Source organism: Pontibacter sp. MBLB2868 (assembly GCF_051904785.1).
Taxonomy (GTDB): Bacteria; Bacteroidota; Bacteroidia; order Cytophagales; family Hymenobacteraceae; genus Pontibacter.
Genome location: NZ_CP196710.1, coordinates 2,924,058 through 2,940,293, shown reverse-complemented (window position 1 = coordinate 2,940,293; position 16,236 = coordinate 2,924,058). Strand labels below are relative to the sequence as shown.

Genomic DNA, 16,236 nt, shown 5'->3' with positions numbered 1-16,236 from the left:
TACTTTGGTCTACTGCTGTTGAAATGAAATGTATCTTTTAGAATTGCTGACAGAAGTTATCAAGCACCCTGACCATCTCAAGGTTTTTAATTCTGATCTTATTCCATCAGGTGCTCTTTGATAAAGTTTACTGCCATTTTGTGCGCTTCTTCTGCGAATTCGGCTTTATACTTGGGGTTACTTGGGTTAGCAAATGCGTGATCTGCATCATACATTTTTACGGTTAGTTTTTTGCCAGCCTGTTTCATGTTTTCTTTAAACTCATCCACCACTTTTGGTGTGATCCATTTATCCTGGCTGGCAAATATCCCGAGTACGGGTGCATGCAGTGTTTTCAGGCGCTCCACGTTCTGCTCCGGCATTCCGTAGTACATCACAGCTGCTTCTGCTCTGTCGCCGGCCATTATTGCTGTTTGCAATGACCAACCACCGCCAAAACACCAGCCAATAGTTGCTATATCGGCATTTTCTCCTGCGTATTCCAGTGCACCATTTATGATGGCTTTGGCTCTATCCTCCGATACGGCCTGCATATACTGCCCGGCTTGTTCCTGGGTAGTCGCTACTTTGCCGTCATACAGGTCCAAGGCAATTACGTTAACATTCCCAAGTTCTTGAGCCAGTCGCTGTGCTTCCTTTTTTATATAGTCATTCAGCCCCCACCACTCATGAATAACAAATAAATAATTATCGGTTTCTTCTTTTGCTTTTATCACATAAGCACTAGCCGTTTTACCGTCAGGCGTTTTATAAGAAACCATTTTACCCGTTTGCTCCTGCAGGTTAAAAGGTAAAGGGTTTTCGTGTTTCTCCCGAAAGGCTGGATCATTACTAAGAGAGGCAAATTTTGCATTAGCCTCTGTTTTTTCGGTGGCATCAGTTGCCGGTTTTGAACAGCAGGCCATTTTACTTTGTGCTTTTGAAGTCATAGCGATCGAAAGGCAAAGAATTAGAGAAAAAAGAATCCTTTTCATAGTACGAGTTACATTCATTAATGAATTTCAGATGCTTTTCAACAGGGAAGCTTAAACTTTGTTTACTGCCTGCTCCTGCGTTTTCTTTCGGGGTCTGCTCCGGCGTTTGTCTTTTCGTTTAACATAAACTGCCGATGGTCCCTTCTCATCTTCCTTACGGATAGTGAATATATCTTTATACGCTTTGATTAGCTGAAGGAGCTGCCCATAGCCAAAAGTTCGTGAATCGAAACTAGGGTCAAGTTGCCTTAGGTTAGCACCTATCGCACCCAGGTGAGCCCAGCCATCCTCATCCGCTGACATCACAAAAGCCTCTTTTAAAATAGGAAGCGGGTTTGGCTTATGGCCTGTACTTCCGTTTTCGGTGCCTTTTTCAGCCGCTTCTATCTGGCGTTCATCAATATCGTCGGTCAGGTTTTCTGTAAAAATAAACACGTTGCAAGCGTTTACGAATGGCTTTGGCGTTTTACGCTGTCCTATTCCCATTACAAAAATGCCTGCTTCACGAATTCTGGTTGCCAGGCGGGTGTAGTCGCTGTCCGAAGAAACAATACAGAAACCATCTACCAGTTCACTGTGCAACAAGTCCATGGCATCAATGATCAGGGCGCTATCGGTGGCGTTTTTCCCTACTGTGTAACGAAACTGCTGTATGGGTTGTATAGCGTGATTATTGAGGCACTCTTTCCAGCCATTCATCTGGGGAGTGGTCCAGTCGCCATAGATGCGGCGTATGGTGGGAGGGCCATACTTACCTGCCTCTGCCAGCAGTTTTACAATCAGGCTTGGCTGTGCGTTGTCGCCGTCTATTAGCATGGCCATGCGCGATGGCTTACTATCACGTGATAAATTTTTCATTTTTGAAGGGTTCTGTTCGACTGCGGCATCGGCAGTCCGTTTTTAGTTAGATTTGATTACATAGTTATACTGCTATTCTTGGGAGAGGTTGTAGCTGCAGCTCCTTGGTATAGCGTCGTATAAAAACTTATATTTGTTTAAAGCTACGTAAATTACCTGGTCTTTAACTTTTAAAAGAACATTTGAAACCCTGCCAGTACTAAACTGGCAGCAATAAAAACTGATATGGGAAAACTTAAATTCACACTTTTAGCTATGGGAGTATCTCTACTGGCTTCTATGGGAGTAGCCAAAGCGCAGGTATTTAAAGCAGAAGAGCCCTTGGCTCATACATACTCTATCGTTGCCCGCGACCCTAAAACAGGAGAGATGGCCGTAGGAGTGCAAAGCCACTGGTTTTCAGTGGGAACGGCAGTGCCTTGGGCTGAGGCAGGAGTAGGTGCAATTGCCACACAATCTTTTACCAACAAATCGTTTGGCCCCCGAGGACTTGCTTTGTTGAAAGAGGGCAAGACTCCAGAAGAGGCCCTGGCTATACTTTTAGCTGATGATGAAGGCCGTGAGGTACGCCAGGTGGCTATCATAGATGCGCAGGGGCGAGTAGCGGCACATACCGGTAAACAGTGTATCCGTTACGCCGGTGATATAACAGGCAAGAATTTTTCGGTACAGGCAAACATGATGCTGACAGATAAAGTATGGCCAGCCATGGCCAAAGCTTTTGAAAGAAGTGAAGGGCAGCCATTGGCTGAGCGCGTGCTTCTGGCATTGCAGGCAGGGGAGCAGGCTGGCGGTGACATACGTGGCAGGCAATCGGCAGCCTTGCTGGTAGTGAAAAGAGACAAAACGGACCAACCCTGGGACGACAAAACAATTGACCTGCGTGTTGACGACAGTGATCAGCCTTTAGATGAGTTGGCAAGGCTACTGAAGATACATCGTGCCTATGAGCATATGAATAAAGGTGACCTGGCGATAGAGAAGGGAGAAATGCAAAAGGCAATGGAGGAGTATGGCAAAGCGGAAGCTATGTTCCCCAATAACCTCGAGATGAAGTACTGGCATGCCATTGGGCTGGCCAACAGCGGTCAGATAGAAGAGGCATCTAAAATATTGCGTGATGTTTACAGGAAAGATGATAACTGGCGCGAACTTACCATACGACTCCCGGAGGTAGGGCTACTAAGTGTGAGCAAGCAGAATCTGGAGAAACTGCTGAAGGTAAAGTAGCAGGTAAGGTATTGCATGGCACCTAAAAAATGTTTTCTGTGTTGAAACGTCTATGTGCTACGCAATTTTATTAACTTGAAGCATCTAAAAAGAAACATCTTAAACCCCTTACTACTCATTTGCGACAATGCTAACTAAGAAAAGCCTATGCAGCATGATGGTAGCAGCGGCCGCTGTATTTGCTATGCCGGCAATGGCCCAGCAAAACTATGCGACTGATTCTGCCACTATCAAAAAGATTTATGATAATGCTCTCACCAGCTTCGAAAGCTATGAGAACCTCCGTTATCTTACCAAAAATATTGGCGCCCGTTTAAGCGGATCCCCTCAGGCTGCAGCAGCAGTAGAATGGAGCAGGCAGGTTATGGATAAAATGGGACTCGACCGCGTTTACCTGCAGCCCGTAATGGTGCCGCATTGGGTGCGTGGCGATAAAGAGATCGGGCGTATCACTAACTCTAAGTTAATTGGTACAGCCAATGCCCCAATATGCGCCTTAGGTAGTTCTGTGGGCACCGGTGAAAATGGTTTGAGCGCTGAAGTTGTAGAGGTAAAAAGCTTTGAGGAGCTGGAGAAACTTGGCAAAAAGAATGTTAAGGGAAAGATCGTTTTCTTTAACCGCCCATTCGATAATACCCAGGTGCAAACTATGGCTGCCTACGGTGGTGCTGTAGACCAGCGTGGTGGTGGTCCGGTAGCCGCAGCAAAGTTAGGTGCTGTAGGTGTGCTGGTACGCTCCATGACCAACGATTTTCAGGATGTACCTCATACAGGCAATACCAGATACGAAGAAGGAGTTACTAAAATTCCGGCAGCCGCTATCAGCACAAATGGGGCCGAGCAGTTGAGTAAATTGCTGAAGAATGACCCTAATCTTAAGTTTTACATGCGCATGACCTGCGAAACCTTGCCTGATGTGCTTTCTTATAACGTTATCGGTGAGATAAAAGGAACAGAAAAGCCAGATGAGATCATCGTAGTAGGCGGCCATCTTGATTCATGGGACCTGGCTGAAGGTGCGCATGACGATGGAACTGGTATTGTTCAGTCAATAGAGGTGTTGCGCTTAATGAAAGACCTGAACATAAAGCCGAAGCGTACGATCCGTGCGGTGATGTTTATGAACGAGGAAAATGGCCTGCGTGGCGGTCGTAAGTATGCTGAAGAAGCCAAAGAAAAAGGGGAAAAGCATATTGCAGCTATTGAGTCTGATGCGGGAGGATTTACTCCGCGCGGTTTTGGTTTAGAGGCATCTAAGGAGCAGTTAAACAAAGTACTCACCTGGAAGCCGCTCTTAGCCCCATACGGTTTGCATGAAATTGGAGAAGGGCATGGCGGATCAGATATCGGTCCGCTAAAAGGACAGGGCACTGTGGCTCTTATCGGACTGCATCCTGATTCTCAGCGGTATTTTGATTATCACCATACTCCAATAGATGTGTTTGAGAACGTTAACAGACGCGAAATGCAGTTAGGTGCAGCCTCAATGGCTTCATTAATTTATCTGATCTCGGAATATGGCTTGGATAGTGGAGCTGTTAAAGCAGAGAAATAGCTCTAATCAGCATAAAAAAAGGTCTCCTGAATTACCAGGAGGCCTTTTTTTATGTTTCTGCGAAACTATGGCAGCAACAGAGAACTGTCGCCGTAGCTTAAGAACCTGTAATCGTTTTCCAAAGCATGTTGATATACTTTGTGCCAGTCTTCACCAATTAACGCAGATACAAGCAACAGTAACGTACTCTCAGGCTGATGAAAGTTTGTGACCAGTCCACTGCAGATCCTGAAAGTATATCCTGGAGCTATTATGATCTGTGTACTGGCATGCAGATACCCTGTATTCTGGCGTTCCATGTACTGCAACAAAGCTTCTGTCGCTGCTGTAGCAGTAGGTAAATTTACTGTCTCGTATGCCTGCCACTGCGTAACGTGCAGCTCCTGCGCTTGCAGGTCAGGTTGCTGCAGTACCTTTGCTCCCAACCAATACAAACTTTCCAAAGATCGCATGCTGGTGGTTCCGACCGGTATAACAGGATTGCCGATCTGCTTTAAGAGACGCTGCAGAAGCTGCTTTGAGATGAACAGCTGTTCGGCATGCATCTCGTGTGCTTCCATGGTATCTGCCTTTACCGGCTTAAACGTTCCTGCCCCCACATGCAGCGTCAGGTAAGCTGTGTCAATTCCTTTCTCCTGCAGCTTATTCATTACCCGGTCTGTAAAGTGCAGCCCTGCCGTAGGGGCAGCTACTGCTCCTTGCTGGTTTGCATAGATGGTCTGGTAACGGGTGTGGTCTTCAGGTACCAGATCACGGTTGAGGTAGGGGGGCAATGGCAATTTGCCACAAAGCTCCAGTACTTCGGCAAAGGTCAGTTCAGAAGGTTGCCACGTGAAACGTATAAAAAAGTGCCCCTCGTGGCGTGACTCGCGTTCTGCCTGTAGCACACCACCCTCAAAATGCAGTTTTACCGGTCCGCTTTTCCAGCGTTTGTTATTGCCTACCAAGCATTTCCAGGTGCAGCTTCCTGTCTGTTGCATGGCCAGCTGAACTTCGCGGTGAGGGGCTACGGGTTCCAGGCAGAAGATCTCTACAGTTCCGCCAGTCTCTTTTTGCAAGAGCAGGCGTGCCTGCACTACTTTCGTGTCATTAAATAACAGCAGCGAATGCGGAGGAAGTAGTTCGGGAAGATCAGTGAAAGTATGATCCGAAATTTCCCCCTTTCGGTACTGTAACAGCTTGGACTGGTCGCGCTCCGGTAAAGGGAATTTAGCGATTCGCTCATCGGGCAGCTCATATACAAAATCCTTTATGGCCAGCTTTTTCGGGTCGGTCATGGGTGAAGAATATTTTTCTAAGTGCAAAGGTAGTTGTTTGTTTTAAAAAGTATGGTTTCACCATACCCAATTAGGGCAGAGGATTTTCTGTTTGTTGTTGAGTTTAAGCCCGAGTACGACCTCGTGGGAATTGGCGCTGACGCGGTTAAGCTCAGAGGTGATTATGTCGTAGGAGTAGCTTACATCGAGCATGGGGTTCAGGTAGAGGCCGACGGCGGCTGCCAGGGCATCGTGGTGGCGGTAGGAGGCGGCCAGCCAGAAGCGCTGGTCGTAGGTAAAGCGTGCGGTGGCATCGACCATGGGCGTTCCTCCCTGCGGCAGCTTGACCATGAGCGAGGGGGTAAGGGAGAGGCGGGGGGAGGGGGCCAGGCGCAGGCCGGCGGTGGCGTAGTAGTGGCGCTGGAGGGCGGCGGCCGGTGCCGGCGCTGCCGTGGGGGCGGGGCTGGGCAGCAGCTGCATGGCCGAGAGGCCGGCGTAGAAGCGGGGGCCGTAGAGCCAGAGGCCCAGGCCCAGGTCGGCCTTGTTGTGGTCCACCAGCTCGGAGGTAGCCGGGTCTGCCGGGGTGACCAGGTCCAGGGCCTGGCGGTTGAGGCGGTACTGGGTGAGGCCGGCAGCCAGTCCTCCCGAGAGGTTGAGGGTGGGCGAGAGGGGCAGGTGGTAGGCGTAGCTCAGGTTAAGGGAGAGGGTCTTGAGCAGGCCGGCCTTGTGGGCCTGGGCCACTGCGCCGATGCCATGGTGGGGCCTGACATAGAAGCGGTTGTTTTTGTTGGCCCCGGTGGCAGGGCGGGGGCCGTTGTTGCGCATGCTCAGGCGGGGGGCATTGCGGTCGTTCTTGCCCAGGGCCGTGTGCAGGCTGGTGTAGAAGCTGGTGGGGGCTCCCTCCAGGCCCACCCACTGGGTGCGGTAGCCGGCGCGCAGGTCGGCATAGCTTTCGATGCCGGCCACCGCCGGGTTGAGCAGGAAGTTGTTCTGGGCGTACTGGGTGTGCTGGGGCAGCTGCTGGGCCGGGGCAGCCAGGCAGCAGAGCAGCAGGAGCAGAAGAAGGAGGAGGGCGTACTTCATGGGCGATTACTTGATAAGGGTGACGCTACCGGCCACAGGCTCGGTGCCCATGCCCAGGTCGATGAGGAAGTAGTAGGCGGCCATGGGCAGGGGGCTGCCGTTGTGGGTGCCGTCCCAGGGCTGGTCGTAGCCCCTGGAGTCGAAGATGCGGGCGCCCCACTTGGTGAAGACCTGCACGCGGCAGTTGGGGTAGTACTCGATGTTGCGGATGGCCCAGGTGTCGTTGGCCCCGTCGCCGTTGACGGTGAGGGCGTTGGTGGGGGCGATGCGCGGCAGCACCGTTACCGTCACCTCATCGGTATAAATGCAGCCGTAGGGGGACGTTATAGTTACAGTGTAGGTTGTGGTCTGTTGCGGTTTTGCAACCGGGTTAGAAGAAGTCGGGTCTGAGAGTCCAGTTGCCGGAGACCACGCATACTTCTGCCCTCCTTTGGCACTTAATGTGGCATAACTTCCTTGAATGATGGTCATGTCTTCGCCCACGGTTGGTAGAAGCACATCAGCAATAACCTTTACGGTTTCGCTGGTGTTGCTATCGCAGTTACCCGAAACGACTTTTCTCCTGTACCAGGCAGTTTTATCAAGAGTGGGTGGTGTATACGTCTGCTGATTAGAAACACCAGGGGCAGCTGTGAAATTCTTCTGATCTGTCGACATCTCCCAAGTATAGTTAAATGTCCCTCTTCCGCCCGTTGGCACACTGCCCGTAAGTGCTGTTGGGGATTCACCATAACACACCACCTGGTTACCTGATATTTGGTTGTTGCCAATATCATACCTTCTGGTGATTACATCGATCGTCTCTGTTTTTATGGTCTGTTTGCCACAGGAGTTTGAAGTTACCGCAAACTCAATCTGGTAAGCATGTTGCTTTGGTGCCTCGCAGTCAATCTGCCAGGTAAAAGGTACCGTTACAAGGCCAAGGCCGCTTTTTGTTTCAAAAGTGATGTTCTGCGAGTTAATGTCAAAACCCTTCCCGGTAGCAGAAACGGTTATTTCCTCATCATCAAGATCGGTTCCTGTCACATCAAAACGAATGACATCACCCTCCGATACTTCCATTATTCTTTTTGAAGTAGACAGGGCGATACTTGGAGGGTTGTTCGGAAGCGGCTCCACTACTAAGCTAAGCTGCAAGGTATCCTGGCGTGGCAGGCTACAACCGTTATCGCCCTCATCGCTCACGATCAGATTCAACAGGTAAACGCCTCCTTCTGTATCAAAACATGGCTCCAGGCAAAGTGTTGCTTCCAGTGCCTCATCCTGATTGCCTGTATTTACAACTCCGCTTACAGTACCTGATAAGCTAAAGAAATTATTGTTAAAGTTGCCCGGTTTTGCGGCTAGTGAGAGTGGCTCACCGGGGTCCGGATCAGTAAAAAGAACTTTAATACAGCGGGGATCTTTAGAGCTTATACGCACAATTTGCCCTTCCTGGTAGGGTTGTGTGCTACCTGGTAGTATAGCCGAAACCTGTGGCGATTCGTTGCGATGGCAATTCTTGACAAGGAGCTGAAAGTCACGCCTTACCTCTCCAATCTTAACTCCATTCCGGAACTCCTGGCATCGTACACCAAAAACAAACAGCCCAAGGCTGGCAGGTCTTACAGTGAGCCTTCCGGTTGTTCTGTCAATGGCTAAGTCCGGATTCCCTTGTATCTGCTTTCCGGCATTATACCCGGGGAGCCACTGTATTTCCGGATAGGGGGCAGGAGAGGCCGGAGGCACAGCATCTTTACCTGGTACGCTATGTCCGTTCAGAGGCGTTACCAGATCATACACCAATTCATCTCCGTCTGCATCTGTACTGCTAAAATCATAATAGAACAGTTCACCTACACAGGCATAATCGCTGGGTGGCGGAGACAGCGTTGGGGAGGAATTATTAAACTGTACCCCATTCCGAATAACTGCCGGAAACTCTATATAGAATGTTGTTCCTGCATCTCCGGGAGTTACAATATTACTGATGGGCGGGTTACGGCAGCAAATCTCTGAGGCGATATAATAACCGTTCGGGCTATTATAGATAGCCGGATCAAGGTAAATATCTTCGTAATAAATAAGCTTAAGTGTTTTCAGGTCGCTGGTTGTGCAGCCAACATTGGTGTAATTGATGGCTTCTTCACCCCTAAGCGGAAGAGATAAGGCCTTAATAGAACGGTTCGTGCCTTTTTCAAATATCCCGATTCTGGCAACCGCGTCCTTTCGGTTGGGGTCTCCATGAATATCGTCGAAGTACAGATTTAATATTATTCTATAGTTATAGCCTGCCCGTTGCTGCAAACTTAGCTCACCACCTACAATGTGGGTGGCAAGGGCTTTGAAGCACAAACATAACAGTAACACACAGAAAAGTAAACGTAGCTTCATTCCTTAAAAGCTAAGTTGAAAAACTTGGGTATTAAGTTAAAACGTATTGTAAGGAATCTAGTTTTGAGTATTAATTTATTGGTATATAAGCACTTTTAATCAGGTTTTCAGTCCGTTTCTGGACTGAAACATCGAAAGGGTATGACATAGCTATCAAGCTAAATTTCACCATACCCAATTAGGGCAAAGGACTTTCTGTTTGTTGTTGAGTTTAAGCCCGAGTACGACCTCGTGGGAATTGGCGCTGACGCGGTTAAGCTCAGAGGTGGTTATGTCGTAGGAGTAGCTTACATCGAGCATGGGGTTCAGGTAGAGGCCGACGGCGGCTGCCAGGGCATCGTGGTGGCGGTAGGAGGCGGCCAGCCAGAAGCGCTGGTCGTAGGTAAAGCGTGCGGTGGCATCGACCATGGGCGTTCCTCCCTGCGGCAGCTTGACCATGAGCGAGGGGGTAAGGGAGAGGCGGGGGGAGGGGGCCAGGCGCAGGCCGGCGGTGGCGTAGTAGTGGCGCTGGAGGGCGGCGGCCGGTGCCGGCGCTGCCGTGGGGGCGGGGCTGGGCAGCAGCTGCATGGCCGAGAGGCCGGCGTAGAAGCGGGGGCCGTAGAGCCAGAGGCCCAGGCCCAGGTCGGCCTTGTTGTGGTCCACCAGCTCGGAGGTAGCCGGGTCTGCCGGGGTGACCAGGTCCAGGGCCTGGCGGTTGAGGCGGTACTGGGTGAGGCCGGCAGCCAGTCCTCCCGAGAGGTTGAGGGTGGGCGAGAGGGGCAGGTGGTAGGCGTAGCTCAGGTTAAGGGAGAGGGTCTTGAGCAGGCCGGCCTTGTGGGCCTGGGCCACTGCGCCGATGCCATGGTGGGGCCTGACATAGAAGCGGTTGTTTTTGTTGGCCCCGGTGGCGGGGCGGGGGCCGTTGTTGCGCATGCTCAGGCGGGGGGCATTGCGGTCGTTCTTGCCCAGGGCCGTGTGCAGGCTGGTGTAGAAGCTGGTGGGGGCTCCCTCCAGGCCCACCCACTGGGTGCGGTAGCCGGCGCGCAGGTCGGCATAGCTCTCGATGCCGGCCACCGCCGGGTTGAGCAGGAAGTTGTTCTGGGCGTACTGGGTGTGCTGGGGCAGCTGCTGGGCCGGGGCAGCCAGGCAGCAGAGCAGCAGGAGCAGAAGAAGGAGGGCGTGCTTCATGGGCGATTACTTGATAAGGGTGACGCTACCGGCCACAGGCTCGGTGCCCATGCCCAGGTCGATGAGGAAGTAGTAGGCGGCCATGGGCAGGGGGCTGCCGTTGTGGGTGCCGTCCCAGGGCTGGGTGTAGCCCCTGGAGTCGAAGATGCGGGCGCCCCACTTGGTGAAGACCTGCACGCGGCAGTTGGGGTAGTACTCGATGTTGCGGATGGCCCAGGTGTCGTTGGCCCCGTCGCCGTTGACGGTGAGGGCGTTGGTGGGGGCGATGCGCGGCAGCACCGTCACCGTCACCTCATCAGTATAAATGCAGCCAAGCTCAGACACAACTGATACTGTGTAAGTGGTGGTTTGCTGTGGCCTGGCAATAGGATTAGGAATGTTAGGATTTGAAACACTACCGGCCGGAGACCACGTGTAGCTAACTCCTCCTTTGGCCCTTAAGGCTGCATATGAGCCTTCGATAATAGTTTTGTCCTGGCCTGCATCTGCAGTTGGAGGCATTACCGTGGCTGTTACCTTTGTGCGCAATGTGCTCACACAGCCGTTACTGTTTACTGTTTGCACAAAATAATCTGTTGTAACCTGAAGTGCCGGGGTAGTGAAGACTTTGCCTGTGTATACAAGATTTCCGCCAGTAGCCTGATCGTACCATTGTAACACATGGCCGCTAACTTTTGGCGTTGCTTTTAAGATAGCCATTTCGTCAGGGCATATAACAGCCCCTTCGGTTAAGGGTGATTGAGGTAAAGGATCAACTGTTATAAATACGGCATTACTGATGCTTTCGCAGGGGGTTGAGGTAACTACGCGCCTGAACCAGGTACTTTGTTTTAAAGGCCCGGGTATATAAACTGCATTTGTGTTGGTGCCCGGGGCTGGTATAAATCCGGTTGCCGCGCTTTCGGTGCTATACTCCCAGCGATACGAAAAAGATCCTGTTCCTCCACCAGGTACTATACCTGTCAGTTCAGTAGGAGCATTTCCAAAACATACTAACTGTGCACCTGAAATGTTGTTTTGGGTAACAGCAGGTACTATTGTGATTTTAACAGCCTGGCTAGTAAGCGCATCGCAGGTAGAAGACATTGCCACACGCCTGTACCAGGTAGTTTGAGATAATGCTTCGGGCTGATAGTTTTGAGTATTATTTATGCCATTTGCTGGTTTAAAGCCACTGTTCTCACTTTGCTGGCTATACTCCCAAAGGTATGCGTATGTGCTGTTGCCACCTGTGGGGTTTGAGCCCGCGAGTAGCGCAGGAGTAGAGTTAATGCAGATTGTTTGGTTACCTGAAACAGTATTGTTCGCAATAGCTTCATTTACGACTACTTTTATTGGCTCACTGACATGCGCACTACACAAACCAGAGGTCACCCTCCTTCGGAACCAAGTTGTTTTAAAAAGAGCAGGAGGGCTATAGTTCTGTTGGTCGCTACTACCGGGAGCAGTGGTAAAGCCACTGTTTTGGTTCGTGCTGCTCATTTCCCAGGTATACTGATAGGGCAATGTTGCTTTGCCACCTGTTGGTAAAGTTCCGGAGAGTGCTGACGGTACCTGCCCTGAGCAAATGGTTTGTTCCCCTGTGACAGTGTTGTTTACAATATCGTATCGAATTGTCCTAAACTCAACGATCTCTTTTTGAAAGATATCATCACCACAGGAGGAGGATGCGGTGAATTCTATCTGGTAAGTAGGCTGGTTTATTGCTTCGCAGTCTATTTGCCAGCTAAAAGGTGAGGAAACGTTTCCCATACCAGTCTTGGTCTCAAAAGAAATGTTCTGGGTGCTGAGATCAAAGCCTTTTCCAACGGCAGAAATGGTTACTTCTTCATCATCCGGGTCCATTCCGAGTACATCAAAACTCACGACGTCACCAGCTTCTACTTCAATGATCCTTTTAGGTGTAGAAAATGAAATAACCGGAGGTTGATCTTCCTGCGGTTCAACCACCAGACTTAGCCGTATGATAGCCTGTTTTGGCAATCCACATCCGTTATCGCCATTATCACTAGCTATCAGGTCCAGGAGAAACGTTTCACCATTTGTGTCAAAGCATTTCTCCAGGCACAAAGTTGCCTCCAACACTTTTTCACCGCCCACAGTATTTACAATGCCATTGGTTGTACCGCTTAAGTTGAAAAAGCTATTGCTGAAGTTTACAGGCACTGCCGAAAGTGATAGTGGCTCATCCTGATCAGGGTCAGTAAAGTATACTTTGAAACAGCGAGGGTCTGTGGCGCTGATACGAATCACTTGCCCTTCGACGTAAGTGGTATTTGTGCCGGGTGTAAGCGTTGAGATCTCAGGTGTCTCGTTTCGGCTGCAGGCTTTTACCAGTAACTGAAAGTCGCGCCTGACCTCACCTATTTTTTCTCCGTTCCTGAATTCCTGGCATCTCACCCCAAAAACGTATAAACCTACAAAACCAGGCTTCACAGTTAGCCGCCCTGTTGTTGCATCGATGTTAACGGGTGGGGTACCTTGTATCTGGTTGTCTTTTGAATATCCGGGGAGCCACTGTATCTCAGGGTAAGGAGCACTTGAAGGAGGTGGTATCACATTACCGGGTGAGCTATAACCATTTAAAGGGGTTACAATATCATACACTAGTACATCTCCATCAGGATCAGTGCTCCCAAAGTTATAATAAAAGAGTTCGTCTACACAGGCATAATCGTTTGGAGGAGGGGAAAGCCTTGGAGAGGAATTCTGAAAAAACACACCATTCTTTATGACTGGCGGAAATTCCATGTAAAATGTTGTGCCGGATGCATCCGGAGATTGGATGTTGGTAATAGTGTTATTACGGCAGCACCGCTCCCAAACTACATAATAGCCAGTGGGGTTATTATAGATAGCCGGGTCAAGATAAAGGTCTTCGTAGTACTGTATTTTATCCGTTTTCAGGTCGCTTGTGGAGCAGCCCACGTTCGTGTAACTCATTGGAGTCTCAGAGCGAAGGGGCAGCATGATGCTTCGGATCTGCCTGTTTGTTCCCTGCTCAAATATAGCGACGTATACATTCTGATCTTTTGCTAGCGGAAGACCATTTACTTTATCGAAATATAAGTTGAAGAAAAGCCTGTAGTTATAATTGGACGTATGCCTTAGTTCAAATTCACCACCTACGATGTGTGTTGCGAATGCCTTTGCTGATAAAAACAGGGGGATTATCAGCAACAGGAGTAGACGTTTGTTCATAAAGTAGGTTTAATGTTGTAAGAGGCTGTCTTAATGATAGTTGTCATGTGCCGAACCAGACACTCCTACTGTGGCCATAAATTTTAATTTATAAATATATGGTTTTTTTATTTTACACAAACTTGTAAGAACAACAATGTGATAGGAGAATCGCCATAAACGAGCCATGTTAAGAACACAAAAATGCTTTTTAAGATAGTTAAAAGCAGATTTGATGAGGAGCTAAAAAATGGTGGGAAAGGGAAATTTTTTATTTTCTGGCTTCCATTTCAGAAGTTCCCTCCAGGTCATCCAGCTCAAGACGGAGGGCATTTACAGAGATCTGGATCTCGCGGAGAGCCAGTGCCAGGGAGATCATTAACAATATTAGGCTCATGCCAAAAAGGTATTTACCAGCTGTTATGTAGCCGGCAAAAAGAATGAACATGCAGAACACACAGCCAAAGATACTGCTGATACCAAAAGCCTGCATGTTACGGATCAGCATCAGGCGTACGCGCAGGTTTTCTATCTGGCCATAGATCATTTGATTATGCGTAGTGGCATACCGTTGTTTCAGGCTTCGTATCAGGTTTGCCAAGGCCATGAAACGATTGGTATAGGCCAGCAAAAGCAAGGAGATAGCCGGAAAAAGTAAGGCGGGGGTGGTCAGGGTGATTTCCATTCGCTGCTGCTGCTGAAAAGCCAAAAAGTTAAATGTTCTTCAGGAAGTCCTCGTCTAATGGCTCTATATCGTCATCGTCTTCATGCGTTGCTGCATCCCAATCCACTTCCTGCAGCAGGTCCAGTCCCTCAAAAATAAGCTCATCCAGTTCTTCTTTGGTAGCAGCATCCAAGGTGCGTTCAAATAACTCCAGAATATGCTCACGCTGCTCGTTCACGAAGATCTCGTGGTAGAGGTGGTCAAACGTAGCGATCTTCTTCTGAACGATCTTGTCTATTTCACGTGTGTTTTTGGCCTTAATGGCCTCTTGTAACGTATCGAGTGCTTCCTTACTTTTCTCGTTGTTAGCCAGGCGGGTAAAAGCTTTTACAAAAGCAATGGCTACACCTAAACGCAGGCGCTCAAACCTGAAACTAAGTTCTTCAGTCAGCTTGCCCCCTTTCAGATGCGTATCCCTGTAGATCTTTTCAAACTGTTCATACACCTTGGCTGTTCCTTCTTCAAAAACACCAGGATTCTCTGTGTCGAAGGCAGTTTCTAAAAGTATCTCAAAGCTTTTGGCGCTCATAGTATTTCCGGTTCAGGATGATTGATGGTACAAAGGTAATGGATTATACTTTTTATCCTTGTGTGTGGTTGACAGATATAAACATGAGTCATCCCGAACTTTATAGTTATACCGCCAGTTTGAGCGATGCGGTAACTGGTGGTTGGTTATGTTTATCTTAAACAAATACTTTATGAAAAGATCGGCTGTTAAGCATAAAAAGCATCTTTGTAGCTAACAAAGATGCTTTTTATGCTCCCTTCAAATTCGGGATGATTCATGTCTACTTGAATTATCAGTAGTATTTCTAAACGCTACCAAACCCACGTCGGGCAGATCACCTTGCGGCGGTTATTAAGTTTTATGCCCAATACTACCTCATGAGTGCCAACACTTACCTGGTTCATACTGGTAGTCGCGACTTCGTAGGCATAGCTGAGGTCGAACAGGTAGTTGAGGTTGACACCGGCCATAGCCGCCCAGGCGTCGTTATGGCGGTACGATACACCTCCCCAAACCTGCTGGTTATACAGTGCCCGTAGGTTAATGTCCACTGCGGGGGCTGCTGAAGCAGTTGCTTTTACCATCACAGAAGGAATTATGGCAAGGTCTCTGTCTGGCTGAAAACGAAAACCAGCCGTAGCATACAGGTGTGGCTGCAGCGAAAGGTTAGGAGAATCACCCTGAAGGTCATCCTTGCTTTTCACTAGTTGCATCCCCGATACGCCTACATAGAAATCAGGAGTGTACAGCCATAGGCCAAGTCCCAGGTCCAGCTTAGTTGAATTAAGCTTCATCGCAGTCAGGTATGGATCGTTGGGGTCGTTTGGCGTAGCCTCCTGCACATCTACACTATACTGTGTTGCTCCAGCTGTAATACCTCCCGACAGAGTAAAATAACCGGTAAGTGGCAAATGGTAAGCATAACTGCCATTCAGGGTGGAGGCTCTCAATAAACCTGCCTTATCAACCTGTACCATGGCTCCTACACCATGATGCGGGTATGCCTTTTTATAACCGCCTCTGCTCGAAAAACCATACCTGTTTGGTTTAGCTGCTCTTCCTGAGGAGCCATTGCCCTGGTAACCAATCGAGCCCTGTATGGATGCATAAAAAGTTTCCGGTGCTCCTTCCACTCCGATCCACTGGCTACGGAAGCTGGTGCGCAGGTCGGTATAGCTTTCGATACCACCCACAGCCGGGTTTGTAAGGTAATTGTTCAGAACATACTGTGTGTACTGCGGACGCTGTTGTGCATAGGCTTGTGCAACTGTGGCGATAACAACCAATGCAACTGCTAAAAATCTCTTCATCTCTTCTGGTGTTGT

The 16,236-nt window shown here is 49.3% G+C and carries 12 protein-coding genes; 2 read left to right on the top strand and 10 right to left on the bottom strand.

Annotation, left to right across the window (positions count from 1 at the left end; genetic code table 11):
* Window positions 1–98: 98 nt before the first annotated feature.
* Both ACSX1A_RS12475 and ACSX1A_RS12470 read right to left on the bottom strand, forming a co-directional pair.
* On the bottom strand, window positions 99–905 hold the full coding sequence (locus ACSX1A_RS12475) for a dienelactone hydrolase family protein (RefSeq protein WP_439879972.1): 807 nt from the start codon (window positions 903–905) through the stop codon (window positions 99–101).
* Window positions 906–1,025: 120 nt separating this feature from the next.
* A complete protein-coding gene (locus tag ACSX1A_RS12470) occupies window positions 1,026–1,832 on the bottom strand; it encodes an NYN domain-containing protein (protein ID WP_439879971.1) in 807 nt (268 codons plus the stop codon).
* Window positions 1,833–2,087: 255 nt separating this feature from the next.
* On the opposite strand from ACSX1A_RS12470, the gene ACSX1A_RS12465 reads away from it, so the two are divergent.
* A complete protein-coding gene (locus ACSX1A_RS12465; RefSeq protein WP_439883558.1) occupies window positions 2,088–3,062 on the top strand; it encodes a DUF1028 domain-containing protein in 975 nt (324 codons plus the stop codon).
* Between the two features lie 157 nt (window positions 3,063–3,219).
* Complete coding sequence (locus ACSX1A_RS12460) at window positions 3,220–4,617, top strand: M20/M25/M40 family metallo-hydrolase (protein WP_439883557.1); 1,398 nt, start codon at window positions 3,220–3,222, stop codon at window positions 4,615–4,617.
* 65 nt (window positions 4,618–4,682) lie between these two features.
* Here the strand turns inward: ACSX1A_RS12460 and ACSX1A_RS12455 are convergent, their stop codons facing one another.
* The 8 genes from ACSX1A_RS12455 to ACSX1A_RS12420 all read right to left on the bottom strand — a co-directional run bounded on the left by ACSX1A_RS12455 (window position 4,683) and on the right by ACSX1A_RS12420 (window position 16,221).
* Complete coding sequence (locus ACSX1A_RS12455) at window positions 4,683–5,894, bottom strand: S-adenosylmethionine:tRNA ribosyltransferase-isomerase (RefSeq protein ID WP_439879970.1); 1,212 nt, start codon at window positions 5,892–5,894, stop codon at window positions 4,683–4,685.
* A gap of 57 nt (window positions 5,895–5,951) precedes the next feature.
* Window positions 5,952–6,956 carry a PorP/SprF family type IX secretion system membrane protein gene (locus ACSX1A_RS12450; protein ID WP_439879969.1) on the bottom strand — a complete coding sequence of 335 codons (1,005 nt, stop codon included), beginning with the start codon at window positions 6,954–6,956 and terminating at the stop codon, window positions 5,952–5,954.
* A gap of 6 nt (window positions 6,957–6,962) precedes the next feature.
* Window positions 6,963–9,329, bottom strand: coding sequence for a gliding motility-associated C-terminal domain-containing protein (locus tag ACSX1A_RS12445; protein ID WP_439879968.1), 2,367 nt, complete (start codon window positions 9,327–9,329; stop codon window positions 6,963–6,965).
* Window positions 9,330–9,494: 165 nt separating this feature from the next.
* Window positions 9,495–10,496: a PorP/SprF family type IX secretion system membrane protein gene (locus ACSX1A_RS12440; RefSeq protein WP_439879967.1), complete on the bottom strand. Its 1,002-nt coding sequence runs from the start codon at window positions 10,494–10,496 to the stop codon at window positions 9,495–9,497.
* Between the two features lie 6 nt (window positions 10,497–10,502).
* Window positions 10,503–13,697 (bottom strand): gliding motility-associated C-terminal domain-containing protein, encoded by a 3,195-nt coding sequence (locus tag ACSX1A_RS12435; protein WP_439879966.1) that lies wholly within the window; start codon window positions 13,695–13,697, stop codon window positions 10,503–10,505.
* A 250-nt stretch (window positions 13,698–13,947) separates the two neighbouring features.
* Window positions 13,948–14,361 (bottom strand): DUF2721 domain-containing protein, encoded by a 414-nt coding sequence (locus tag ACSX1A_RS12430; protein ID WP_439879965.1) that lies wholly within the window; start codon window positions 14,359–14,361, stop codon window positions 13,948–13,950.
* Window positions 14,362–14,389: 28 nt separating this feature from the next.
* Window positions 14,390–14,929, bottom strand: coding sequence for a hypothetical protein (locus ACSX1A_RS12425; protein WP_439879964.1), 540 nt, complete (start codon window positions 14,927–14,929; stop codon window positions 14,390–14,392).
* Between the two features lie 293 nt (window positions 14,930–15,222).
* Window positions 15,223–16,221, bottom strand: a complete 999-nt coding sequence (locus tag ACSX1A_RS12420) for a PorP/SprF family type IX secretion system membrane protein (protein ID WP_439879963.1) — start codon at window positions 16,219–16,221, stop codon at window positions 15,223–15,225.
* Window positions 16,222–16,236: the final 15 nt, after the last annotated feature.